Source organism: Pseudomonas sp. N-137 (assembly GCF_034555295.1).
Taxonomy (GTDB): Bacteria; Pseudomonadota; Gammaproteobacteria; order Pseudomonadales; family Pseudomonadaceae; genus Aquipseudomonas; species Aquipseudomonas rhizophila.
The window spans coordinates 42,148-66,521 of the sequence record NZ_JAXUDQ010000014.1 but is presented as its reverse complement, the minus strand read 5'-3'; the positions used below and the strand labels follow the sequence as shown (position 1 = coordinate 66,521).

The 24,374-nt window shown below is 56.9% G+C and carries 18 protein-coding genes and 2 pseudogenes; 11 read left to right on the top strand and 9 right to left on the bottom strand.

The annotated features are described in order from the left end of the window. Nucleotides 1–120: 120 nt before the first annotated feature. The 3 genes from T3A99_RS13410 to T3A99_RS13400 form a co-directional block, all read right to left on the bottom strand. Nucleotides 121–3,477, bottom strand: a complete 3,357-nt coding sequence (locus T3A99_RS13410) for a type III effector HrpK domain-containing protein (RefSeq protein ID WP_322834458.1) — start codon at nt 3,475–3,477, stop codon at nt 121–123. A gap of 805 nt (nt 3,478–4,282) precedes the next feature. Beyond that, nucleotides 4,283–4,477 (bottom strand): hypothetical protein, encoded by a 195-nt coding sequence (locus T3A99_RS13405; RefSeq protein WP_047229710.1) that lies wholly within the window; start codon nt 4,475–4,477, stop codon nt 4,283–4,285. A 46-nt stretch (nt 4,478–4,523) separates the two neighbouring features. After that, nucleotides 4,524–5,774, bottom strand: a complete 1,251-nt coding sequence (locus T3A99_RS13400) for an MFS transporter (RefSeq protein WP_322834457.1) — start codon at nt 5,772–5,774, stop codon at nt 4,524–4,526. Between the two features lie 101 nt (nt 5,775–5,875). Between T3A99_RS13400 and T3A99_RS13395 the strand changes: the two genes are divergently transcribed. The 6 genes and pseudogenes from T3A99_RS13395 to T3A99_RS13370 all read left to right on the top strand — a co-directional run bounded on the left by T3A99_RS13395 (nt 5,876) and on the right by T3A99_RS13370 (nt 12,881). After that, on the top strand, nt 5,876–6,844 hold the full coding sequence (locus T3A99_RS13395; protein WP_047229712.1) for an AraC family transcriptional regulator: 969 nt from the start codon (nt 5,876–5,878) through the stop codon (nt 6,842–6,844). A 232-nt stretch (nt 6,845–7,076) separates the two neighbouring features. Next, entirely contained in the window at nt 7,077–7,592 is a 516-nt protein-coding gene (locus tag T3A99_RS13390) for a sigma-70 family RNA polymerase sigma factor (RefSeq protein WP_107323288.1), read from the top strand. Then, entirely contained in the window at nt 7,579–8,559 is a 981-nt protein-coding gene (locus T3A99_RS13385) for a FecR domain-containing protein (protein ID WP_322834456.1), read from the top strand. Before T3A99_RS13390 ends, T3A99_RS13385 begins: the two co-directional genes overlap by 14 nt. Before the next feature lie 118 nt (nt 8,560–8,677). Next, complete coding sequence (locus tag T3A99_RS13380) at nt 8,678–11,068, top strand: TonB-dependent siderophore receptor (protein ID WP_107322700.1); 2,391 nt, start codon at nt 8,678–8,680, stop codon at nt 11,066–11,068. Between the two features lie 257 nt (nt 11,069–11,325). Continuing rightward, nucleotides 11,326–11,613 (top strand): annotated as a pseudogene (locus T3A99_RS13375) (transposase); the annotation flags it as partial. Nucleotides 11,614–11,828: 215 nt separating this feature from the next. Further along, nucleotides 11,829–12,881 (top strand): alpha/beta hydrolase family protein, encoded by a 1,053-nt coding sequence (locus T3A99_RS13370; RefSeq protein ID WP_322834455.1) that lies wholly within the window; start codon nt 11,829–11,831, stop codon nt 12,879–12,881. Between the two features lie 256 nt (nt 12,882–13,137). Here the strand turns inward: T3A99_RS13370 and T3A99_RS13365 are convergent, their stop codons facing one another. The 5 genes and pseudogenes from T3A99_RS13365 to T3A99_RS13345 all read right to left on the bottom strand — a co-directional run bounded on the left by T3A99_RS13365 (nt 13,138) and on the right by T3A99_RS13345 (nt 18,100). Beyond that, on the bottom strand, nt 13,138–14,523 hold the full coding sequence (locus T3A99_RS13365) for a J domain-containing protein (RefSeq protein ID WP_322834454.1): 1,386 nt from the start codon (nt 14,521–14,523) through the stop codon (nt 13,138–13,140). 6 nt (nt 14,524–14,529) lie between these two features. Further along, nucleotides 14,530–16,221, bottom strand: coding sequence for a molecular chaperone HscC (locus T3A99_RS13360; RefSeq protein ID WP_322834453.1), 1,692 nt, complete (start codon nt 16,219–16,221; stop codon nt 14,530–14,532). A 628-nt stretch (nt 16,222–16,849) separates the two neighbouring features. Next, nucleotides 16,850–17,164 (bottom strand): annotated as a pseudogene (locus T3A99_RS13355) (transposase); the annotation flags it as partial. Beyond that, a complete protein-coding gene (locus T3A99_RS13350; protein WP_139049693.1) occupies nt 17,158–17,757 on the bottom strand; it encodes a histidine phosphatase family protein in 600 nt (199 codons plus the stop codon). The pseudogene T3A99_RS13355 and the gene T3A99_RS13350, both read right to left, overlap by 7 nt. A 133-nt stretch (nt 17,758–17,890) precedes the next feature. Further along, the gene (locus tag T3A99_RS13345; RefSeq protein WP_257220691.1) at nt 17,891–18,100 is read right to left on the bottom strand and encodes an acyl-homoserine-lactone synthase; all 210 of its coding nucleotides are present in this window, start codon (nt 18,098–18,100) and stop codon (nt 17,891–17,893) included. Between the two features lie 388 nt (nt 18,101–18,488). On the opposite strand from T3A99_RS13345, the gene T3A99_RS13340 reads away from it, so the two are divergent. Next, the gene (locus T3A99_RS13340) at nt 18,489–19,202 is read left to right on the top strand and encodes a LuxR family transcriptional regulator (protein ID WP_139049692.1); all 714 of its coding nucleotides are present in this window, start codon (nt 18,489–18,491) and stop codon (nt 19,200–19,202) included. Nucleotides 19,203–19,632: 430 nt separating this feature from the next. Here T3A99_RS13340 and T3A99_RS13335 read toward each other — a convergent pair whose 3' ends face one another. Continuing rightward, nucleotides 19,633–20,547 carry a transcriptional regulator GcvA gene (locus T3A99_RS13335; RefSeq protein ID WP_274090224.1) on the bottom strand — a complete coding sequence of 305 codons (915 nt, stop codon included), beginning with the start codon at nt 20,545–20,547 and terminating at the stop codon, nt 19,633–19,635. Nucleotides 20,548–20,688: 141 nt separating this feature from the next. Here T3A99_RS13335 and T3A99_RS13330 point away from each other — a divergent pair, with 141 nt between their 5' ends. Genes T3A99_RS13330 through T3A99_RS13315 form a run of 4 tightly spaced genes read left to right on the top strand, consistent with a single transcriptional unit; the run spans nt 20,689 to nt 24,352 of the window. After that, nucleotides 20,689–21,984: an aminotransferase class I/II-fold pyridoxal phosphate-dependent enzyme gene (locus T3A99_RS13330; RefSeq protein WP_257220690.1), complete on the top strand. Its 1,296-nt coding sequence runs from the start codon at nt 20,689–20,691 to the stop codon at nt 21,982–21,984. 26 nt (nt 21,985–22,010) lie between these two features. Further along, nucleotides 22,011–22,883 carry a TauD/TfdA dioxygenase family protein gene (locus T3A99_RS13325; RefSeq protein ID WP_139049689.1) on the top strand — a complete coding sequence of 291 codons (873 nt, stop codon included), beginning with the start codon at nt 22,011–22,013 and terminating at the stop codon, nt 22,881–22,883. Next, nucleotides 22,880–23,914 carry a hydroxyacid dehydrogenase gene (locus T3A99_RS13320; RefSeq protein WP_139049688.1) on the top strand — a complete coding sequence of 345 codons (1,035 nt, stop codon included), beginning with the start codon at nt 22,880–22,882 and terminating at the stop codon, nt 23,912–23,914. The genes T3A99_RS13325 and T3A99_RS13320 overlap by 4 nt, the downstream gene beginning before the upstream one ends. Nucleotides 23,915–23,929: 15 nt before the next feature. Beyond that, complete coding sequence (locus T3A99_RS13315) at nt 23,930–24,352, top strand: DoxX family protein (RefSeq protein WP_139049687.1); 423 nt, start codon at nt 23,930–23,932, stop codon at nt 24,350–24,352. Nucleotides 24,353–24,374 lie beyond the last annotated feature (22 nt).

Below are 24,374 nucleotides of genomic sequence, written 5' to 3'. Positions count from 1 at the left end.
CACCGGTCTTTTACACGCGCACACTCGCCAGTGCCCTGATTGCCCCGAGCGATGCCTTGAGGCAATCGCCCGGGGGTTATTCCACACGTCATGCCGCATCAGCGGTCGACTGGCCCGGCGTCATGAAGCGATGGTGCTATCTTCGCCCGGCCACTCCTCGTAAGGGATATCCCAGATATCGCCTTGCGGCACACCGTCGATTTCGTACTGGGTCAGGTAATCGCTCAAAGCATCCGAGAATTTGCCCACCCGGGTCTCCTGCTTGCCTTCCTCGATCAAGCCCGGGACGAGCAGTGCCAGCGCGGCCACACCCGCCGCCGCGAAGCCCAGGCCACCGGCTAACATCGAGATACGCGAAGCGGCAATCGCCGAAACGCTCATCGCGCTGGCGCCCACCTCAGCCACCGAAGCCAAGCCCGCCATGATCCCCAGCGAACCGGCCGTGATATTCATGCCACCCGATACCGTATCGCCTTTCCTGAGAGCCTTGACGCCATCGAAGATGCCGTAGGCACCGGCAGTGATAGCGGCAATGCCACCGATCCCCTTAGCCGCGTTTTCCATACCCTTGAGGTTGGCAGTCACGCTTTTGAGCGGATCGTCCAGCTTTTTGCCCAGATCGCCGAGCCGATCACCTGTCAGCTTGCCTTTCACATCCTTGAGGTAATCCTGATAGTTTTTCAGGCCCCCTTCAGCCAGAAGCGTGGCGGCCTGCACTGAGCCGGTGGCGATGTCGACGATCTGCCGCTCGGTCAGCTTACCGGCGTTGTTGGCGCCTTTGGCGATGGTAACGCCGGCCATGAACAGCCCACTCACACCGTGTAGGACGCCTTTGTTGGCAGCGTCCTTGATCGAGGAGTCTTTGCTGAATACATCCAACGCATCCAGGGTCTTGGTGCCTTGGCGAAGCAGGTCCCAGTCGCCCCTGAAGTTAGCAAGGATCTGGTCTGGCGTGGCGACGGTGCCGTCGGCATTGACCAGCATCTGCGGGTTTTCCTTGCTGATCTGCTCAATGATTTTCTTGACCTTCTCCTCGTCCAGCTCACTTCCGCCATTGACGCCGAAGGCCGCCTTCATGTCGTCGAAGGACGCATCCTTGAAGGCATTGTCCTTGGCGATCCTGGTGAAGTTATCGTTGAGCTGTGTGTCGAACTTGCCGGTGAACTCGGGGTCCAGCGCCGAGTTGTAAAGCGCGACTTCAAGGCTGAAGGCACTCATGGCTTCGTCAGGGGTATGCTCCTTGAGCAACTCATTCAGGCGATCGCCTGAAGCCAGCGACTTCTCGTAAAAGCTTTCCAACTCCGCATTCGCCTTGGAGCCTTTGACGGCGGCCTGGATCTCACCGGCATTATTGATGCCCAGCGCGCCCTGGAGGGTCTGCGCCGTACCGAAGAACTCGGCAAGAATTTCCGTGTGAGTCGTCTTGCCATCCTTGGACTTGGTCTCCCACAGGGTATCGAGTGACTTGCCGGACTTGATTTCGTCATCGTAGGTTTTTTGCAGGGACTCCTTGAGCCCCTTGTTATCCTCCACCAGCTTGGTCAGCTCACTGGAGCCGTGCTCGCTCATGTATTGACTGACCGCAGGGTCACTTTCCAAGATACCAATGTGCTTGTTGACGTCGTCCAACAGCTTCTGGGCATCGGGATGGCTGCGCACCTTATTGGCAATCGTGACCTGCGACTTGTCATCCCTCCACATCCCGGCGGCGCTGCCCTGGATGATCAACTGCTGGGCGGCCTTGAGATCCTGAAGAACAGCGGCTTTTTCCTCTGCCGAGTATTTCTCCGGGTGATCGAACACGTCCTTGTTCAAGCCTGCGGTATCGACCCTGGCCAAGGCATTGTTGCCAGCGATACCAGAAAGCAGTGCGGTCACGGAGGTCGCATCCTTGGGCACGTTGGCACTCTTGAGCCAACCCTGGACATCACCCCTGCTCAGTTCACCATCAGGATTCTTGTCCAGTGGGTTCTTGGCGTTATCGATGACCTTGAACGCACCTGGCTGAGACCAGAAATCCAGTGCCTGCTTGGTCTCCTCGCTCAGCTGTGAATTCTGGTTCCTGTACTCCTTGATATCGTCAGCAGTCAGGTACTTGCCCGCACCGGTCTTGCCCTTGATCGCCTCAAAGTTTTCATCGAGGATCGCTGCGTACTTGGCGATCTGCTGCGACGCCGGATCGGCATCTTTGTTGGTCTTGAGGTAATCCTTGTAGCTGGCGATATCATCGGTTTTCTTGAGTTCCGGCAGAGTCGAAAAGCCTCCCTTGCCGAAGTCCTGCAGCCGCCCCGCCTCGGTGCCGTGCTTGGCTTCGCCACTTTTGGTGAAACCGTCCACGCTGCTGTTGAACACATCACCACCGGACTGGGCATTGCCCTTGTCATCGAACATCGTGATGCGATCCAAGACCTGCGCAGCCCGGTAGGCGGCGTCGGCGTCGTTCTCGTAATCGCCGATCTGGTCCTTGAGCATGTCCTTGACGCCACTCTGGTTGCCCAGGTTCTTGAGCAGCGGGTTGTCTTCAATGATGTCTTGGGCCGAGCGCTTATCCTCTTCCGGACGCTTCCAGACGATGCCAACCTTTTCCGCCTGCTCGCGGGCTTCCTTGTTGTCGCCCGCCGACGACGAATCCTTGATTTCACCCTTGAGGGCAGAAAACCCCATCTTGCCGAAGTCCTGCAGGCGACCGGCTTCGGTGTCATGCTTCGCTTCACCGCTCTTGGTGAAACCATCGACACGACCGTTGCCTACGTCCTTGCCAGCAATCTTGCCTCCTTCGCCATTGAGGGTCTCGATGTGCTCGAGCACCTGGGTCGCCCGATAAGCGGCGTCCGGATCATTTTCGAAATCGCCGACCTGCTCCTTGAGCATGTCCCTGACACTGCTCTGATTGCCGAGGTTCTTGAGCAAGGCATTGCCATCGATGATGTCCTGCGCGGAGCGATCATCGCCTTCAGGGCGCTCCCACTTGATGCCCAAGGCCTCGGCTTGTTCGCGTACCTTGGGATCATCGCCGGGCTTGGACAGATCCTTGAGCTCGCCTTTGAGGTGCGAGAACCCTTGCCGGCCAAAGTCCTGCAGGCGACCCGCCTCAGTGCCATGCTTGGCGTCGCCGCCCTTTGTGAAGCCGTCGACCCGGCCGTTATCGATGTCCTTGCTGGCGATCCGTTCACCACCTTCATCATATTTTTCCACGTGCTCCAGCACCTGCTTGGCACGGTAGGCCGCATCGGGGTCAGTCTCAAAATCGCCGACACGGTCCTTGAGGTTATCCTTCACATCGCTCTGGTTACCCAGGTTCTTGAGCACCGGCGTGTCGTTAATGATGTCCTGGGCCGAGCGGTCGTCGCCTTTTGGCCGCTCCCATTCAATGCCCGCGTCCTTGGCCTGCTGGATCGCCTGATCCCAGGCTTCGGCAAGTTTAGGGTCTTGCGGCTTAGAAGTTATGCCTACAAAACTGACATCTTGAACGGACATGAAAGACTCCTTTTTCTAGGGTATGGACAAGCGCAGAGGCTGAACAACTGCAGCAGATCAGCCAGCAAAAACACGCCTGCTTAGAGGTGCCATTAGTTTGGTATTAACTGGATGATTAGCTCTGCATACGCCAGCATCATCAAAGGAGTATCACGGGAGAGTGTTACAGCATGAAAAAACGCTCACATTAAGTTTACATGACGCTTTCACTGCACTTTTAAATTGATATCAATATGCCGCCTCGGCACACCACTATCTTATAATTATTGGCTCCCCCCTACTTAAGATCAGTTATTCAGCGTTCGCATTGAACTTATAAGCCCCTGCCCTCGCACTCATCCAGATGCAATGCCGCCAATATTCTGCGTGTATCTTGCAATGTAATACTTGCCTGAAGACCAGACTTCGTTACGTATAACCTTGACTTAGCACTGACATAAACCGCCATTGATGGTGTTCCAATAGAGCGTGCGCCCCCATCCTTTGCAGGGCTGTTGGTCAGGGCAGGATGCGCTCGAAAGGGAGGCGGACGGTAGGCAGGGGATCAGCCAGCAGGGGCCAGCTGACCGATAGCATTTAATCAGTTCTGCGGACGCCGCTTAGACGAATCCAACTCGGTCTTGGCAACGGTGGTCAGCTCAGTGATTTGAGCCGACTTCACTTCGCTGCTGGACGCGTTCACGCCGTACTACGCCGCCTAACCAAGTGCCAAGCATGCTTGGTGATGCACGGAGAAATCCTAGAGCATCGCAGCTTGACGTTATTCCAAAGCATCAACCGCCTATCATGGACATCGGCGAACCTTCTACGTATTGCGCAAGAAACGATCGAGCACGTTTTTTGTGATCATCACGGTGTAAATGTCTGCCTGCATAAGCCCATGTACCCATTCGCACGTGGCGGTTGCGTACAGCGTCCAGTCGAACCACTCGAGCGCATTGCCTATACCTGCCGCGCGCAAGGATTTCAGGCGTCCTTGGTGAGACGTCGTATTGTTCATGTCTACTCCGGGTTACGGATGGAATCGGGGCGGCTGGGGAGCCGGATCAAAGGTGCAGCGCTTGCCCGGCCTGGGCACTGCCATGGGCAGAAGGGACCCGGACACGCAACGCAATCAGCAACGCGGCCAGCAGCATCAGCACGGCCGCCGCTACGAATACGCCTGCGCTGCCACCGAGGCTGAACATCGCACCGCCAGCGGCTGCGCCCGTTGCGATGGCCGACTGCACAGAAGCCACCACCATGCCCCCGGCGCTTTCCGCTTGATCAGGTATTGTGCTGGCCACCCAGTTCGACCACGCCACCGGCACACCGCCAAAGGCCAAGCCCCAGATCGCCAGCAGCACCGCCTGCCCCGGCACCGAGGCCGGCAACAGCACCAACGCCAGTGCTGCAACGCCCACCAGTGCGGGCATCAACACCAGAGTGGCCAGCGGGTGACGCTCAAGCAGCCACCCGGCCAACAGCGTGCCGCCGAAGTTCGCCACACCGAAACCCAGCAGCATCAGCGACAACCCTTGCGGACCAATGCCGGTAGTCCCCTCAAGGAATGGCCGAACATAGGTGAACATCGCGAAGTGACCGCTGTGCACCAGCACACAACCGAACATCCCAATGGCGATGCCCGGGCGCTGCAACACCTCAAGTACGGTGCGCAGGCGTGCCGGCGTGCGCGGCGCAAGGCGCGGCAGCGTGAACGACTGGAAAGCCAGGGTCACCAGACCTACCGCCGCCGCTGCAAAGAACGCGCTGCGCCAGCCATATAGGCCGCCTAAGTAGCTGCCCAGCGGGACCGCAACCACCGTCCCGACGGCAATGCCGCTGAAAATGATCGAGAGCGCTCGGGGCAACAAAGCCCCCGGTACCAAGCGCATCGCCACCGCTGCCGCCATGCTCCAGAACCCGCCAAGGGCAATGCCCAGCAAGATACGCATTACCAATAGCACCGCAAAACTGGAGGAAACGGCGACCAAAAGATTGGATGCGATCATCAGCGTGGAAAAACCCAGCAGCACCCAGCGGCGGTCGATACCGCGGGTCAGGCCTGGCACCAACAAGCCAGCGAACAGTGCCACCACCGCTGTCACCGTTACCGCCTGGCCAGCCAGCGCTTCGGACACCCCCAGATCGGTAGCCATCGGCGTCAGCAGGCTGGCCGGCAGGTACTCAGCGGTGAGCAATCCAAACACGCCCATTGCCAACGAGAAGACTGCCATCCACGCAGGGGCCGCAGGTTCCATATCCAGCGCGGCGCCGGGACGGTTGTTGGATATGGCATTACAAACACAGTCATTCATTGCACGGATCTCCCAATCTTCATTGCGACCCGCAGTCTAGGCGCGAGAAGCTGGATGATCTATGATCGAAAACCTCGTTTTTTTGACTAAAACACCGAACAATGCCTACCGATCAGTTTGCCCTCTCCTCGGATCTCATCAACGAACTGTTGCGCGGCATGCGCCTGCGTGGCGTCGAGTACCGGCGTATCCAAGCCGGTCCAGCCTTTGGCCTGAGCTTCGCCGACAAACCTGGGCATGCCTGGTTTCACTTCCTGGCGATCGGCAATGCGGTGCTGCGGATGGAGGACGGGACAACGTACGCGCTGTCTGCCGGCAACGCCGTATTCATCTCCCATGGCGCAGCCCATCAACTGCTTTCCCATACGGACGTGCCTGTTCAGGACATCGACCGTTTAGACGGCGCCCCCCTCGGTGATACGGTCAGCGCGGTGGATACCGGAACCGATGCCAGCGCCACGCCGACCACCATTTTGTTCAGTGGCTGCATGGAGTTTGAACTGGGCAGTATTCATGGCCTTGGCAGGCTGATGCCGGGCCTGATGCTGATTGATGCCGGCGGCCAGCGTTACCCCGGTCTCGTGCCTATCCTGACCACCATGGAACGCGAGGTCAGCGCCGCCCGTGTCGGCTTCGCCGGTATCCTCGCGCGTTTGGCCGATGTGGTGGCCGCCATGGTCGTTCGCGGTTGGGTGGAGTGCGCCTGCGGTAATGCCTCTGGCCTGGTCGCTGCATTACGCGACCCACGCTTGGCAAGCGCGCTTCTCGCGCTCCATCAACAACCGGGACGCGACTGGACCGTTGCGCAGTTGGCGGAGCAATGCAATACCTCTCGCTCGGTCTTCGCAGACCGTTTCCAGGCGACTATTGGCATGGCCCCACTGCGCTACGTGACTGAGTTGCGGATGCGGCTTGCGAGCCAGTGGTTGACGCTCGAAAGGCTACCGATTGAAGAGGTGGCGCAGCGCTTGGGTTATACCTCTCAGGCCGCGTTCAGTCGCGCATTCAAGCGCATTACGGGCAAGACGCCTGGATTAAGTCGTCAGTCGAGGCGGTCCGCTGTTTATTGAAGCCGAGCGGGAGTCGTGGAGGAGCCGGCGGAATAAAAACACTTTGAAATTCAAAAGTGCTCGGTGGCTAGCGTTCAAATCTTCCAAACGCTGGATGCATTCTTTCACTCGCAGCCTCTACAGAATGATCGCCTTCACCCAAAAGCGGACACTGAGCACCACGTATTTGCCTAAGGCCTATCGCGTGAGTAGAATGCGATTAATTATCAATCATGTAGTTGCCGGGATTCCGATGCGTAGCGATGAAACACTAGGTACTGCAGATCTAGGGCTGCTCTATCGAACCCACCACTCGTGGTTACACGGCTGGCTAATCCGACGCATTGGATGTCGCGACAACGCTGCAGATTTGGTGCAGGACACCTTCGTACGTCTGCTCAAATCCCGTCAGTCCAGCCCCTTGCGCGAACCACGCGCCTATTTGAGCAGTATCGCCCGCGGACTGATGATTGATCAGTATCGTCGTCGCGAACTCGAACGTGCGTACTTGGAAAGCATCACGTTGCTGCCTCAACATGAGGTTCCCTCGGAAGAAAGCCGGCTGATGATTCTTGATGCGCTCGAGCGCATAGACCGCATGCTCGGTATGCTTAAACCAAGAGTTCGCCAGGCATTTTTATTTGCCCGACTCGACGGTCTAACCTGCGCGCAAATAGCCGAAAAGCTGGGTGTTTCCCGCGCGACGGTGGAACGCGACCTGGCCACGGCCCTGCAACACTGCTATCGCTTGCGTTATGTCGAGGCGTGAGCCGCAGGCGCTCAATCCGGCCATTGTTGAGCAGGCAATCCAATGGCTGGTGCGCCTTCGCTTCAATCAAGCCGATGAACAGACACAGCGCACTTTTGAGCACTGGCTGCAGCAGCACCCGGAGCATGTGGTGGCGTGGCAGCGTGTGGAAACGCTTGGGGATGAATTCGCAGGCGTGCCAGCTCAACTGGCCCGACAAACCCTTAATGGCACCAATCATGGAATGCGGCGGCGGGAAAGCCTGAAGCTACTGGGCATATTGGCGACTGTTAGCGCTGCAGCCTGGCTCGGCCGGGACTATACACCCGTACCCGCCATGCTTGCGCAGCAGCGCAGCAGTACCGGCGAGCAACGACGCTTCCAACTCGATGATGGCAGCCTTATCCAGCTCAACAGCGATAGCGCCGTCGACAGCGATTTCGACGCCCAGCGACGCCTGATAATCCTGCGACGTGGGGAAATCATCGTGAATGTCGGCGCGGATCAACACTCGCCTCGAGCACGACCGTTCTGGGTGCAATCACGTGACGGGATCATGCGCGCCCAGAGTTCCCGCTTTCTGGCACGCGAGCTTGACGATGGCACTCTGGTCGCGGCTCAGGAAGGATCAGTCACGGTTTTCCCCGGTTCCGGTCAAACTCCTGCGAGCCGCAGCGTCCAGGCAGGAAATCACCTGCTGTTCACATCAAGTGGCGCCCGAATGTTCAGGGACAACGGCCTTGATCTATGGAGCTGGGGTGACGGGGTGATCAGTGCGCGCAATATGCGCCTCAATGATTTCATCGCGGAGTTGTCGCGTTATCGCCCCGGGGTACTGCGCTGCGCCGAAGAGGTCGCTGATCGTCGCGTTTCCGGCACCTTCCAACTCGCCGACAACGATCAGGTCCTGGCATTGATCGCGCAGTCACTGCACTTGCACATTGATTATCGGACCCGTTATTGGGTGACCGTGACCGCTGCCACCTGAGCCCATCAGAACTTTGTGCTACCTGAAAAATAATGAGGTAGCTTCTCATTCTCGTTCGACCTCTAAGGAAGGCCGGAATACAGGCCAGTCTGCCGATGTCCTTTCTTGGAGCGAGAAAATGAGTTCGTCCCCTGTTTCACAGCGCCATCCATTAAATCGTGCCTTGCACGGTGCGATTTTGGGTTTGATCGTAAGCAGCTACGCATTGCCATCGCTGGCGCAAACGTCGAGCGCTGACCACAGCAATCAAGTGAAACAGTGGAACATCGCTGCCGGCCCACTGGCACCGGCGCTTGACCGCTTTGCGCGCGAGGCTGGCATCAGTCTTTCCTTCGATGCGTCGAGTGTAGTGAACCGCACCACTGCTGGCGTGAATGGCACGCTCGATACGTCGGCAGCGCTGTCATCGTTGCTGCAGGGGAGCGAATTGCAAATCGAACAGCAAGGTCCGAATGCCTACCTACTGTTCCCTCAACCAAAGCCCGCCGGCCCGCTGGAGCTCGACGCAACAGACGTCGAGGACTACCGCCTTGCCCCCCTCATCATCAATGCCAAGGTCAGGGTCAGTGCCGACGACGACGCCAACTCGGTGGTCGCCAAGGAGCTCTGGGTTGGCGGCAAGGTGGCAACCAGCATTCTCAATACACCGGCCTCGGTGTCGGTTGTTACCAACAAGGAAATGGAGCAACGCAGCGTCAGTACCACGGAAGAGGCGCTGCAATACACGCCGGGCGTGGTCAGTGACTTCTATGGTACGGATGACCGCAACGACTATTTCCAGATCCGGGGCTTCCAGGCTACTACCTACCGTGACGGCTTGACCCTGAGTTCGATGCGCGGCGTACGCGAAGATCCATTCGCCTATGAACGCATAGAGATTCTGCGTGGCGCCAACTCCACGCTGTTTGGCCCAGCGGACCCGGGCGGTTCGGTGAATTTCGTGACCAAACAGCCGCGCTTCGAGCAGTTTGGCCAAGGCTATGTGACCTACGGTTCGTTTGACCATGTCGAGACAGGCATCGATGTGGGGGATGCGCTGAACGACGAGAAAACCTTGGCTGGCCGCTTTACTGCCAAAGGCCAAAACAGCGACCGCGAGTACGATCACTCACAGGACGACAACCGGTTGGTGATGGGTGGCCTCACCTGGGCACCCACGGATTACACGTCAGCCACCGTGATTCTGGACTATCTGAAAACTGAAAGTTCGCCCAACAGTGGCGGCTATCCGCTGGACAAGGAATACGACCGCAGCAAGTTTTATGGTGAGCCCAGCTACAACTTTCACGATGTCGAGCGCACCAGCCTCAGCGGTAACGTCACCCATGACTTCGACAACGGCTTCGTACTGCGCAGCAATCTGCGCTACAGCAAATTGACCGATGATTTTGGCTACGTTTACATCAGCGACAGCGCCGCACGTGTCGGTACTAGCGTTGACCGGTATCTGTTTGGAACGGACAGTGAGGCCGACCAGTTCAACGGCAATCTGATGCTGCAATACGATGCCCGCTTCGAGAACATCGACAGCAGTAGCCTGGTGGGCGTGGAGTACCTCGATTCGACCACCAAGGAAAGCTCGGTCTACGCCCTGACGACCCCGATTGACATTGCAAATCCCGTGTTTACTGGCGTTCCACGCTCAATCACACCGTATGCCGTCAACAAGCGAGACGCGACCACCAAGGCCGTGTTCCTTCAGCAGAACCTATCGTTCTACGAGCGTTTCATCGTCACCGCGGGTATGCGCAACGACTCGATGGACCTTACCAGCAAAGGCTTGCAATCCACTGAGAAAGACAACTTCTCCGAAACCTCCTACCGAGGTGCGTTGACCTATATCGTCAACGATGAGGTGTCCACCTATGTGAGCATGGTGGAATCCGTCTCGCCGCCTCAGGTTGGCGTAACACCGCAGACGGGCAGGCAGTACGAAGTGGGCGTGAAGTATGCGCCGATGGGAATGGACGCACTGTTCTCCGCAGCCGTTTATGACTTGACCCAGGAAAACGTCACCATCGCCGTGGTGCTGCCGAGCGGCATCATTGAGCAACAGACGGTGGGCGAATCGCGGGCGCGTGGCCTCGACCTGGAGGCCAAGGCGCAGGTGACGCGGAACCTCAGCCTGATTGGTGGCTACTCCTATATGGAGTCCGAGGTACTGCGCGGTTCGTTGTACGACGGCAGCTCCCTGAAGGGTAATGAGTTCACCACGGCACCCAAGCATTCCGCTTCGCTCTGGAGTTATTACGACGTGCCTGGCACTGATGTCAGCGTTGGTTTGGGTGCGCGCTACGTCGGCTCTTATTACTTCGATGCAGCCAACTCCGGCAAAAGCGATGGCACCACGCTGTTCGACGCCGCCTTCAACTACGAGATCGCCAAAGGCACCGACCTTGCGGTGAACGTCAGCAACCTGCTGGATGAGCAGCACGTGGTCGGTTCCGGCACAGCGAACTTCTACAACCCGGGTCGCGAGATTACCGCCAAAGTGAGTTACAGCTGGTAAGCAGGCGTTTAAGCCTTTTCCCCATGTAGGAAGCGGTGCCCGCTATACGGCGGGCACCGTCAACTTGGCCATCATTGTGCGAGATGAAAAGCGAGGGCGTTCGATTTTCATCGTTACGCGCCAGCTGTTAACTAAGCGCCAGTAGCGCGAGATAACATCAACCTGTTTTCGAGCATCTGCTTTCGGCCCAGAGTGTGTAAAAACGCTTTCGCAAACCCTTGCTATGACTTCTGAGGATTTCATCGCAGGGACCGCTCATGAAGCGCTTTATCCAAGGTGAACATCGAGGCCAAGGTACCTTCCTTCCGGAGAGCCTCGACGATTACGTCAGCGATACCAATCCGGTGCGCGTAGTCGATGTCTTTGTCGACGAACTCGACCCGATCAAACTGGGTTTCGAGGGCGCCATACCGCCTGATACTGGCCGGCCGGCTTACCATCCCGCAATCCTGCTGAAGATCCACATCTACGGTTATCTGAACCGCATTCCATCGAGCCGGTGTCTTGAACCAGAAGCCCAACGCAACGTCGAGCTGATGTGGCTACCAATAGCGGCCCTTCGGACTTGCCCCAAAAGCTCGCCTGCTGACCGGTCAATGCAGATAACGAAAACTATGCATGTTAGGCGGAGTATCGGCTTTAATGTCGGTGCAGACTCAACTGCTCACGGCGCAGGATTTCTATAATTTGCGAGATGTGATGCACGCTATCGGTGGGTTCCAAGTTCTGAACCCCTGTCTAAATCAAGGACGACAACCCATTGAAAACAGCTCTCGGCGTCCTGCTTTTAACGTGTCTGACGACCAGCGCTCTCGCTGACGTCAACTCTGTCGGCTTCCAATCCTACACCCTACCGGACCCACGCAATGAGCGTCCGCTGGAGATGGTCGTCTGGTATCCCAGCACAACGACCGCCACCCCACAGTTGATCGGCGACAATGTGGTGTTTGTCGGTGCTTCTGCGGTTCGCAACGCGCCGCCCTCTGCTGGCGAGCACCCATTGGTGGTGCTCTCCCATGGATTCAGAGGCAATTGGAACAATCAGAACTGGTTGGCGAGTGCATTGGCCCATAAAGGTTACATTGTCGCAGCGGTCAACCACCCCGGCACCACGACCCATGATCGAAGCCCGCAAGCGGCCGCGCAGTTATGGCAGCGGCCCATTGACCTGCATCGGGCCATTGAGGCGGTCACCACTCAACCTGAAAAATTTGGCGTGACCACAAAGCATCAAATTGCTGTAATAGGCCATTCACTAGGCGGCTGGACTGCAATGGAGATCGCCGGCGCTCGTTTCGACCCAGCCCTATTTGCCCGTGACTGCGAACTCCATCCGCAGTTATCCAGTTGTACCATTTATCAAAAGATCAACCCGGAGGGTACTCCGGTATTAAAGGCTGGTCTGGCCGGCGATTTGCGCGATCAACGGGTCACCGCTGTGGTTTCTTTGGACCTGGGACTCTCGCGCGGGATGACTGATGAGAGCCTTGCGGCACTGCCGGTGCCGGTGCTGGTTATCGCTGCCGGCGCACCATCGGTGGAACTGCCTGCTCAGTTGGAGTCCGCCAACCTGGCCACACGCCTGCCCCAAGCGTCCAGCCGCTATGTCGAGATCAGTGACGCCAGCCATTTCAGCTTCTTGCCGATTTGCAAACCAGGTGCAGTGGCATTGCTCGAAGAGGACATTCCTGGCGATGGGATCATTTGCGGGGATGGCGACAATGCTCGCCCGCGCGAGGTAATTCAACAGCAGGTTACGTCACTGATCACCGAGTTTCTGACGCAGTCCGCGAACAACAAAGTGGAGTTCTAGGATTGCTGGCACTCGGCAACTCAGCAGACCTGAAATTTGCGTAGGAGCCAATTTTTGTGTCGAATCCAGCCACCTATTACGATCAAAACGTTTCTACACAGCCTCGGCCAAAAGCAGACCCTCAGCGTGCGTGTGGCCCGCCTCTACACGGCACTTCGTCGCAAATTACTTACTCATACGGTCGACTGTGATTGATCAGAGCTGCGCTTGGCGGGTAGCAATCGAATACAATCAGTCAGCCACTGCGCGTGCCGTCCTAAACAACAGCTTTCATACGGAAATAGACTGTGGCAGCCATCACCGCCACTGCAATCACAGCTAGAAGGCCCTCGCGTTTCAACAGGTGCCAAGGCAACCGTCCGATCCTCAGTTTTAGCGCTCGTAATGCTCGAGTCCACATTGAAGCCCTGCCGCCGCTCAGTGCGCCATTCGTGAAGTAGATCGTACCGAGGAACACCACCACTGGGCTTGCCCACCGCAGCCACAGGACATCACTGGACCATAAGCATGCCAGGGCTGCGGGCACTGCGCTGGGGAGTACGTGGCGCAGCAATAGGAGCCCAGCGCCTCGCCGGTACCAGCGGCGCGGGAGTAACCATCGACTGATCAGCACATCCAGGCGGCCCGCTACCACAGCTACCATAGCCCAAACGTGGTATGCCTTCATGCCGATCCAATTCACGAACAACATCATCAGCGGCATTAAAACCACCACGCCCAGCACATCGTTCTTTTTCGGCCCGATAGTCCCCGAAGCGACAAGAATTGCAGACAGCGCCAACCACAGGAATAGGTAGACCCCTCGATAGCTAGTGGGCGGTAACCAATCCCGCCAGTTGTCGAGTGGTTGCAACCCAAGACGCTGGGGCACTTCAGGATATTGATATTCGATGGCTTGGCCGAGCTCTGCAAAACGTTGCCAGTCCAGGGCGCTAAAGCCGTCGGCCATTTCACGACGACGGCCGTCAGTCATGGGCTTGAACAGCATAGCGGCTGCCTGCCCGTGGATTTTATCGTCGTCGAACTTGGCCAAATCACTGAGTACGGTCTCTGACAAGGCTTGTGCCTCGCACTGCCGGATCAGGCGATCCCAGCGCCAGTACTCGCAGGGTAGGTTGCCCTGGGTTTCGTCCCAACCCATCACTTGGCACACCCCATCGAAGAAGGCTGGCGACCATCCCTCTGCGGATTCGAGCCAATCCAATATGTTCTGCTCGAACTGCTGCCGGCGCTCGAACGGCAATAGCCAGTCGCTGGCCAGCCAGAGGCGTAGCGCGTCCATTACTTGACGATCTTTGCCCTCAGTCAACCACTGCTGCATCTGGCCCAGGGACGGTTCCGGTGGGCTGGCGGTAGTTGGAATATCGACGCGCTCTCTGTGGATGACCAGCGTGGGATCTTCCGCCGGCTGGTAGCGCTCGGGAGTTGACGCGCTTACGGCTGACGGGGCGTAAACGACTTTCCTTCCGGCCTGCGCACGCCAGCGCGCCTCGGCCAACGAGGCTTCATAGGCTTCACGAAGGCGCTGGAACTCATTGGGGTTTTCGTCTGGGCGGTGGATTCTGAGCAGCCGTGCATAGGCGCGTTTGATGCTGCGCTCGTCCGCGTCCGAGGTGAGGCCCAGCACTTGCCAATGACTCATGACGGCTTACCCCTCTTGCTCGAAATGAGCAAGGCGCTGGATAACATCGCCACGGGCTTTACGGATCCGGTGTTCATCCTGGGTATCGAGCACTTGCTGAAAATGGTTCGCCAGCCCGGCGATGTACTGCCGGCCATCGCCAAGGCTTTCTTGATAAAGGCGGTCCAATCGAGCCAGCAGCAGGGTATTGATCTGCTGGTCGCGCGGGTGCACTTTCAGCGCTTCGAGGGCGGCCAGCCGTTGCGCCACTTCCTCGGGAGCCAGTACGCCAGGATTGTTCTCGATAACCAGCCGGCGGGTTTCGCCATTGATGGGCAAATGCACCTGGGCTTCGAGCAAACCGTTATTGTCGTAGGTGAAGCGTACGTCCAGCGTAACCTCGCCGGCCTTGCGTGGTGGTACGGGAATTTCCAGTTCACCGAGGAAAATGTTGTTGGCCACCAACCGGCTTTCGCCCTGGAAGATACCCAGCCTGACCACCTTCTGGTTATCGCTGACGGTCGACACGTCACGGGAGCGGCTCACGGGCACCACAGTGTTGCGCTCGATGATTGGCAGGTAGTGACCGCTTTGGTAATCGGTGCCTAGCTGTACTACGGTCTCGATCCCCAAGGTATAGGGGCATACATCGGTAAGAACCACTTCCTCGAGGGAAGCATGGCGCGCCTGCAGCGCCGCCTGGATGGCCGCTCCCTGCGCAACAACCTCGTCCGGGTTGAGTTGCATTGCCGGAATTCGCCCGAACAGAGTCGCGACCAACTTACGTACCAGGGGCATGCGCGTGGTGCCGCCCACCAACAATATTTCGTCCAGATCCGCGACCTTGATCCGGGCATCGCGCAGCGCACGTTCGATCGGCGTGCGCAGGCGCTCCAACAAAGGCTGGACAATGTCCGCCAGGTCACTCTGGGTCAGTTCCAGACTCCACTCCCGCGTTTGCTCGCGAAGGATAAAGTGGGCGACTTGCGCTTGCCCCAATGCATGACGAACCCGCTGAGCCTCGCGCCGCAACCGCTGTGCTATGGCGGGGTGGGTTGTGTCGGGAAGATCAGCGACACCGATTCTGGCGATGAAATGCTCCACGAGCCGGTCATCGAAATCTTCCCCCCCAAGAAAGTTGTCCCCCGCGCTGGCGCGCACTTCCATGACGCCCTCGAACAGCTCCAAGATGGACACATCGAAGGTGCCACCACCGAGATCGAACACCAGGAAGGTCGTTTCGTTTCGCTCTTGAAGGCCATAGGCCAAGGCTGCTGCAGTAGGTTCGTTGATTAGCTTTTCGATCTTCAGTCCGGCCAACTCACCAGCAATACGAGTGGCCTTGCGCTGAGCGTCGCTGAAATACGCAGGTACGCTGATCACCGCTTCGTGAACAGGTTCGCCTAATGCACGCTCGGCATCGGCCTTGAGGCTGCGTAGCAACATCGCCGAGAGTTCTTCCGCACGGTAAGCGCGCCCGCTCAGTAACGTTTCACGGGCGCTGCCCATATAACGCTTGAATAGAGACGTAGTGAGGTGCGGGTGGGTATGCAGCCGTTCGCGGGCAATTTCCCCGACGATCAGTTGGCCGTGGTCGTCGAGGCCAACCACGCTGGGTGTGAGAAGATTGCCCAAGGCATTAGGGAGTAGCCTGGCGCTTTCGCCATCCCAAGCAGCCACTAAGCTGTTGGTAGTGCCCAGGTCGATACCTATGATCACAGTCACTTTTCCTTAAATGAGGCGACCGGCCAATAGCGGACCTTGGTCGTAGACCCAGTCATCACACTGGACAAGGTTGCGGATTCACGGTCGGGGTTATCGGCAGAGCTGATGGCGGCTTTAACCCGTCCGCACTACCTTTTGCGGGATCGGAGAACATAGCCAACATCAATCAAACACGCCAGCGATACCAGACGCTAATCCTCACCGCGTTGCGAGCAATCGCCAACATGCTCTCTCGTGCTGGTACCCAAAATCGCGACGACCTTATACAAACCCTGCGCAGTAATCACCTCATCCACTCACGCCGGCATGTAAACCGGCCCTAGGAACAGTCAAAAGCCCGCGCTAAGTATCAATTGCAAAGGACCAATTCGAGACGAGCCCTAACCCAAAAATCGCCTGCTGGCTGCTACTCCTTCCCCCTGCTCACAGGTCAACTCACAATTGGCTGCTTTCGGCCCAGAGTGTGTAAAAACGATCACGACCTCAACGTCTTGGATTATCGACACCCGTTGGCTGAGCGATTGCACGATTGATACTGCGTGTCGCATCGGTTGTAACCTGGAGCACATCAGTGCGGCTTTTACAGCCTCTAGGACGGGCCAAAATCAGTATTTTTTAGGCCGACAGCGCCTTCATCGAGCAGCCGATCAACCTGGGCGACATCCGCGACATTGACCGCCGTGCCGATCACGCCGTGGACCAAACCGGAGTCGGCATCCCCGCCAATGTGCGACTTCATTCCGAAATAGTATTGGTTTCCTTTCTTTGTCTGATGCATTTCAGGATCACGTTTACCGTCCTTGTTCTTGGTCGAACTCGGTGCATGAATGATCGTCAACGGATAGGCCGTACGACTGCCTTCGCCCTTCGGATAGTGCGGTTCAATCAATGCAATCGGGCCTTTCCAGGGCACCACCTGATCCATCTCGATCAGCAAACGCTCGCGGCGGGTCCTTTTCCTGGCGCCAAAGCCTCAACCGTAAAACACCCCGAGCGATACACCGTACGGAACTGCATGCCCTGTCTTTGCAGCGTCTTGCGCACGGTCCTCAGGAACATACCGTGGGAGACCACGACCGTGGTCTCCCCGGTCGTAGTGCACGCGGTATAAAGCTCATCGGCCACCCCCACGGCACGCAGGTGTTCCGATCTTCGGGATGCGGCCCCCAACGAAATACCCATCAGCCATAGCACGCGATGCAAGGCAAACCATTGCCTCAAGCCCATCTTCAACAAAGGCACGCGACCCAGCCGCAGGTCGAACTCCTTCAATCGGTTGTCTTGCCGGATACGTCCGGCATCGAACAGCCGGCAGGCCGTGGCATAGGCTCGATTGATCGGCGATGAAATGATGTTCAGCCCTGGCGTCATCAGCGGCCCGGACAACTCCGCACGGCTCAGGAAGTCGGCAATTTCGGCCTCGTCGATCGACGAAGTCTGGTTGTACTCATCCAGCAGCACTTTGGCCGAGACAGCACCGCAGCGTCCGTAGTCGATCAGGGGGGTGGCGTGGCGTATCAAATAAATCACAGTAAATAGACTCCGGTGACAATGGCATTGCCGACCATGAACAAGAACGGTGTATCCCACGTGTGAGGGGACTTCGCTTCGGCCAGGGTCAGCGCGAGAGGAAAAACGGCGCACAGCAATACGAACTGATGCCCTACGAAGTAATCCTTGAACAACACTGATTATCATCACAGGCCAGGACATACACTGTGTCAGAATGATCAAAGGCATCTAATTCAATCCCTTTTTCACAGGGCAAAGGCCAACCTAACTCTTTAACGAATACCTGATATCTATATTTAGCCAGAGCAGTTTCCATTCCTGGCAAAAGATCACTAACAGTCCCTGTTACCGCGGCCAGCATCACTACCTCCTGACGAAGATTATTCCGCCAGTACAACAAACCGGGCTCTTTGTGGGTAGCTGCCCGAATGGGCAGGTCAGGTAAATCAGCGAGTCGCCACAAGGTACTCCTTGTAAATACCGAATTGTATCTACGACAAAAGAATAATGCCGTCTCTTGCCAGCTTTCCTGGCACTTCCGTACTAAAAAATGCGCCATTAAATCTGCCCGCTATTGCTCTGTCTAGACGCATCGGCGATGCCGAATGTTTGGAAGCGTCGGGCTGCGGGCCTTATCGGTCTGAAGGATTACCATCGGAAGGCCACTACATCTCCCGACAGCGTTTTAATCCTGTATAATGAGCCCAGCTCTTATCACGAAAGAGCGCTGACCACGGAAGGTAATATTGGTGATTGATTGGCGTGAAGACTTTATAGCGCTTGTGGCTGGCTGTACTTACGAAAACCAGCTATTTAACGAGCTCGTTAAAATTACAACAGACTTAGGCTTCGAGTTTTGCTCTTATGGGTTAAGACTAAGTTCGCCGTTAGCGTCGGCGCAATATTTTCTGCTTTCAAATTACCCGGACGCCTGGGAAAAAAAGTACATTGCCGGCGATTATTTCTCCCAAGACCCCACCGTTGAACATGGACTGACCCGTTCGATTCCATTGCGCTGGTCTGCGCAGCAGCAAAATCCAGGGCGCGGGTTCTGGGAAGAAGCGCGGCATTACAACCTCAACCATGGCTGGTGCCTTTCTTCGCGGCGTGAACATAACTCGATCGGTCTGCTCTCCGTCTCCCGCTCAAGCGAACGCATTTCAATACAGGAAATGGAAAGCAAAGAGACCAAGCTGATTTGGCTGACTCATCTGGTACATGAGGCCATGGCGCAGTTTTTCTCCGCAAAAACCATGGTCGATACTTACAAACCAATGACCGCCCGGGAGAAGGAAATTCTCAGGTGGACGGCATCGGGAAAAACCTATGTCGAAATCGGGATCATCCTGAACATCGACATACGAACGGTGAAGTTCCATCTGGTGAATGCGATGCGCAAGTTGCGGGCGTCGAACAAGACTGAAGCGGCGGTCAAGGCGTCGTTATCTGGCTTGTTGTCCTGAGACGAAAATGTTCTGAAGCTCGAATGATGACCACGCCTCTCATGGGTCGTCGCCGCTCATGCGTTGATAGCCCAGGCCCACGCATGGCCCGCCAGGCTGTAGGGAACATCGCGCCGAAGGCCTGGTTGTCGAGGCCTCGAAAGTTGCCGTCCTCGGTGCTGCGCGCGGATACCCACATGACCTCCAGGTCTTCAGTCCTCCATGATTCGTTCGAATTTTTCATGGAGCTTATCAATAGATACGACAGGATAATGTATCAAGCCTGTTGATCGCTTTTTACAACTAGTAAATAAGGTCACGCTTGCTCCCAAGCCCCAACGGTGGCCTAGCCCCGGAATGGGTAATATGAATCGCCCTTCCTGCGAATACCGAAATTTTCAACGCTGAGGCAGGACTCACCAACAACAAAATGCAGAGCTGATATATTGATTTATGTAGGTGACTTTGATTCTGCGCTCCGCACCAGATCAATCAACCAAGTACGGAATGCTACGACTTTTTTCGAGTTGGCAATTTCCAACGGCGTCACCAAGTAGAATCCCAGATCGGACTTCAACTTGAGATTGAATGGTGCAACCAGTTTACCGCTCTTCAAATCATCATCGACATAGGTGGAGCGCCCGATGCACACCCCTAACCCGTCAATGGCAGCCTGCACTGCCATCATTGCCAGATCGAAGGTTAGCCGCGTGCCTTCGGCGAGTTTCTTCGGTTGCCCTGCTGCGCTCAACCACATATTCCAGTCGTTGCTGGTCATGCCGCTGACCTGTAAAAGCGTGTGGCTGGCCAGATCGACCGGGCTTTTCAAGGCTTTTTGACCGGTCAGGAGCTTGGGGCTGCACACAGGGAATATCTCGTCGGACATGAGCCAGTCCGCCCGTAACCCCTTCCAGTCGCCGAACCCGTAACGGATAGCGGCGTCGATCCCACCTTTGCGAAAATCGACCAGTTCGGTTGACGCAGTGACCCGCACGTCAATGTTGGGAAAAGCATCTTGAAAGGATGCCAGGCGGGGCAACAACCACTTAGACGCCAGGGAAACCAGGGTGCTAATAGTCAATGCGCTGTTGTTGGTCGACTCGAGCAACATTTCCGTGGAATAGCGTAATTCATGAAACGCCGAGCGAATGCCAGGCAAATAAGCATGACCTTCGGTGGTTAGCGCCAGACCATCCTTGAGCCGCAGAAACAGGCGAATACCCAGTTCATCTTCAAGTCGTCGGATCTGATGACTGATGGCCGTCTGCGTGACATTGAGCTCCTCGGCAGCCTTGGTAAAACTCATATGGCGAGCAGCAGATTCAAACGCTTTCAATCCATTGAGGGAAGGAATTCTAACAGCCATAAGATTCTGTAATGCTCATGAGATTTTGTCATAAGGTAGCATTGAAGAAGTTCTTTGCAAAATGTTTCAGAGGTCGCGGATCCTTGCGTCGTTCTCAAGCTACAACGGCTTGAAAACGACCACTCAAAGGATGAGATCGCCGTGAAGAATACAGTTGAAATTAACAACAGCCCGGACGAAAAAGCTCCACAACTCAAAGCTCGCAATGCATCGAGAATGGCTGAAATCAGCCGTCCACATTTCGACGCTGCGTATGAAAAAGGTCTGATGGGGGTTTCATGTCGGGTGCTCGACAATCGCCGCATAGAAATTGCCACCAGCGGCAAGGAAGTGATCGACTACACCCGCTGCGGTTACCTCAACCTGGACGCCCACCCAAAAGTGCTCGCCGCCGCCAAGGCCTCGATGGATGAAATCCCGTCGGCGCATTTTTCTGTAGCCCGCACACGCCTTTCCGCCGAGCCACTGGTACGCCTGGAACACACCCTCGCTAAGCTGTTCGATGTAAACGGCGTGGTGGTGTTCCCGACCGTGGCCGCCGCTAACATGGGCGCCCTGCCGCTGCTGGCAGCAGGCCTGTTTACCAACGGTGAGAAACCGCTGATCGCTTTTGACCGTTTCGCCCACGTGACTCTGCAGTACCACATCCCAGTTCTACGCGAAGAAACCGACGTGATCGTCATTGAGCACAACGACCTCGACCACTTGGAGCGTCTGTGCCGGGGGGGCCGCAAAGTCGCCTATGTGGGCGATGGTGCCTACTCGATGGGCGGCGCGGCACCGGTTCGTGAGCTGCGTGCCCTGCAGGACAAGTACGGTTTATTCGTGTATCTGGATGACGCCCACGGCATCTCGGTAGTCGGCCAGCACGGTGAGGGCTTTGTCCGTTCGCAACTGGACGGACTGGATGAGAACACCATCGTGGCCGCGTCCCTGGGTAAAGGCTATGGCGCAGCGGGCGGTCTGTTGATGCTTGGCACCAAGCACATCGAGAACTCGATCCGTCGCTATGCACCGACCTATGGCTTCTCCTGTGCACCGAACATGGCGGCCGTGGGTGCAGCACTGGCGTCGGCGGAGATCCATGCCACTCCGGAGCTGCACAAACTGCAACGCGCGCTGCGCAACAACATGAACTTGTTTGACAATCTGATCCCGACCGAGACCAGCGGCAGCGAATTGCCGATCCGGATCGTACGCATCGGTAACGAAGAGGAAGCCATCGCCAAGGGCGAGTACCTTCTGCAACAGGGGCACTACACCTCAGTCGTGTTCTTCCCGACCGTGCCACGTGGTCAGGCAGCATTGCGCATGTCCGTCACCTCAGCCCACAACCCGGCCGATATCCTCGATCTGAGCCTGATGCTCAAAAGCAGCGATTCGAATCGGGATAGCGCCTCTGCCACGGCCCTACTCCAGCCCGCGCTAGCCGATTGACTGATGTCGTACAGGAGACTCTCAACATGACGCGAACGGACTTGGCGGAAACCTTCGTCACGGCGATAACGGATTTCGATATCAACATGGCTTCTCTGGACGAGATTCGTACCATTCAGGAGCTGGTATATGAACGTAAAGTGGTGGCACTGAAAAACCAGACGTTGACCCGTGAAGCCTATCAACAGTTTGCAACGTGCTTCGGGGAACTCGAACAGTTCAAGCTCAAGAGTTACCACGACCCGGCATACCCGAACATTTTGGTGATCAATAACCGCAATGGCGGTGGTGCGGTCGGAGCGCGCAAGCTCGGAAACATGTGGCACAGCGATTCCAGCTATCTGGCCGAACCGCTGCCCCTGACCATGCTGCACGCACAACAGCTTCCCGAGACAGGTGGCGATACGTTGTTCGTGGATATGCAGTCGGTGTATGACGATCTGCCAAAGGATCTTTACGAGCGGGTCATCAATCGTCAGGCCGTACATGACGTGCGCTGGACTTACAAAGTTAAGGAGGACGATGTCGGGGAGTCTATCCAGGAAATCTTCACTCGTCTGGAACAGACCTTCCCGGCCAGCACCCACCCCACGGTTGCCGTGCATCCGCGTACTCAGCGCGAAAGCTTATACGTCAATCCGGGCTATACCACGCGCATCAGTGGTTATTCGCAAGAGCAGAGTCGGGCCTTGCTTGATGAGCTTTTCGCGTTCGCACTGAGCCCAGAGAGGATCTTCAACTACCAGTGGGAGCCAAACGACCTGCTGATCTGGGACAACCGTTCGGTGCTGCATTGCGCAACCGAGTTGTCGCGGAATGCCCAGCGGGTGATGTTTCGCATTGGCGTCAATGACGGCGAGTTCTTTGCCCGAAATGCGTTACAGGAGCGCGTCGCATGAGCAAGAAGCGCGTATTGATCGCCCATATTCTGGGTGCCGAAGGCAAGCGGATGCTGCGCCAGCGTGACGATATCGAAGTGGTGGAGTTCGCCAATACGATCGAGCAGGGCCAGTTCCAGGCCTTGCTCGAGAGTTTCGATGCCGTGCACGGCGTGATCCTCGGGCTGACCCGATTCGGCGCCGCCGAGTTGCAAAGGGCAGTAGGATTGGAGGTCGTGTCGCGGATAGGTGTCGGCTTCGATGCGGTCGATATCCCAGCAATGACCGAGGCTGCAATTCCGGTGATGGTCTGCGCCAACGCCAATCACCGGGCAGTGGCCGAGCACACCCTGGGTTTCATGTTGTCGCTGGCGAAACGGACCGAGGCGCTAAGCCACTTGGTGCGCAACGGCGACTGGCATCATCGCTACGACTACCTGCCCAGTGAACTGGAAGACCGCGAAGTGCTGCTCGTCGGTTGCGGGCGGATTGGTACTCGTGTCGCTACGCTGCTCATGGCGTTAGGGATGCGGGTCAAGGTGTACGACCCATACCTCTCCCCACAGCAGTTGCCCCACGGCGTGGAGCCGGTTGCTGTGCTGGAAAACGGATTGGCAAGCGCCGATTACGTCAGCCTGCACTGCCCGAAAACCGCCGAAACTATCGGCTTGCTGTCCGCCGAGCGTATGGCCTTGATGAAACCACAGGCGTACCTGATTAACACCGCGCGTGGCGGCATCGTCGACGAGAAGGCGCTCCATCAGGCTCTGGTCGAAAAGCGCATCGCTGGCGCTGCGCTGGATGTGTTCCTGCCAGAACCGCCACCGCACGACAGCGGCTTACCCAGCCTCGACAACGTGATCTGCTCGCCGCACCTGGCCGGGGTCTCCCAGGAGGCAGTCAGCCGCATGGCGAAACTGGCAGCCGGCAACGTACTCGACGTTTTCGACGCTAAACCAATCCACGAAAACGCAGTGAACCCACAGGTGTTTCACCGAGCGTTTCACCTGGACAAAGCTAAATCCGCCGACACCATCCCTTACCCAATCTGACTTGTGAGCAATGGAATGTACTTACGCTATCAGCTGTTCGATGACCAACGCGACGCAATGATCCTCATAGCACGGATTATGATTTTGATCCTCTATGGCTACTTTGGCTTCACCTATGTCACGGACCACGGAAGCTTCGTGACCTACCTGAAATCGGTGAACGCGCCGATCCCTGAGTTCACCGCAATAGTCGCCACCATCGTCGAGTTCTTCGGAGGGCTGGCTCTGCTATTCGGCTTCTGGACCCGGCCAATTGCAGCGATTTTCGTGCTGTACACCATCGGCACCGGAATCATCGGTCATGCGTTCTGGAACACCACCAATCCGGCCGATCATCACACGCTGTTCGTGCACTTCTTCAAGAACGTGAGCATTGCCGGTGGTTTCCTTTTCCTCTGCCTGTTGGGGCCGGGTAAATATTCGATCGACAAACGTTGATCTTCTGACGACGGGCGCACAA

What these genes read in the sequence shown, in the direction of transcription:
- T3A99_RS13410 (WP_322834458.1), bottom strand. Translation starts at nt 3,477, where the DNA reads ATGTCCGTTCAAGATGTCAGTTTTGTAGGCATAACTTCTAAGCCGCAA.
- T3A99_RS13405 (WP_047229710.1), bottom strand. Translation starts at nt 4,477, where the DNA reads ATGAACAATACGACGTCTCACCAAGGACGCCTGAAATCCTTGCGCGCG.
- T3A99_RS13400 (WP_322834457.1), bottom strand. Translation starts at nt 5,774, where the DNA reads ATGAATGACTGTGTTTGTAATGCCATATCCAACAACCGTCCCGGCGCC.
- T3A99_RS13395 (WP_047229712.1), top strand. Translation starts at nt 5,876, where the DNA reads ATGCCTACCGATCAGTTTGCCCTCTCCTCGGATCTCATCAACGAACTG.
- T3A99_RS13390 (WP_107323288.1), top strand. Translation starts at nt 7,077, where the DNA reads ATGCGTAGCGATGAAACACTAGGTACTGCAGATCTAGGGCTGCTCTAT.
- T3A99_RS13385 (WP_322834456.1), top strand. Translation starts at nt 7,579, where the DNA reads ATGTCGAGGCGTGAGCCGCAGGCGCTCAATCCGGCCATTGTTGAGCAG.
- T3A99_RS13380 (WP_107322700.1), top strand. Translation starts at nt 8,678, where the DNA reads ATGAGTTCGTCCCCTGTTTCACAGCGCCATCCATTAAATCGTGCCTTG.
- T3A99_RS13365 (WP_322834454.1), bottom strand. Translation starts at nt 14,523, where the DNA reads ATGAGTCATTGGCAAGTGCTGGGCCTCACCTCGGACGCGGACGAGCGC.
- T3A99_RS13345 (WP_257220691.1), bottom strand. Translation starts at nt 18,100, where the DNA reads ATGCTGGCCGCGGTAACAGGGACTGTTAGTGATCTTTTGCCAGGAATG.
- T3A99_RS13335 (WP_274090224.1), bottom strand. Translation starts at nt 20,547, where the DNA reads ATGGCTGTTAGAATTCCTTCCCTCAATGGATTGAAAGCGTTTGAATCT.
- T3A99_RS13325 (WP_139049689.1), top strand. Translation starts at nt 22,011, where the DNA reads ATGACGCGAACGGACTTGGCGGAAACCTTCGTCACGGCGATAACGGAT.
- T3A99_RS13320 (WP_139049688.1), top strand. Translation starts at nt 22,880, where the DNA reads ATGAGCAAGAAGCGCGTATTGATCGCCCATATTCTGGGTGCCGAAGGC.
- T3A99_RS13315 (WP_139049687.1), top strand. Translation starts at nt 23,930, where the DNA reads ATGTACTTACGCTATCAGCTGTTCGATGACCAACGCGACGCAATGATC.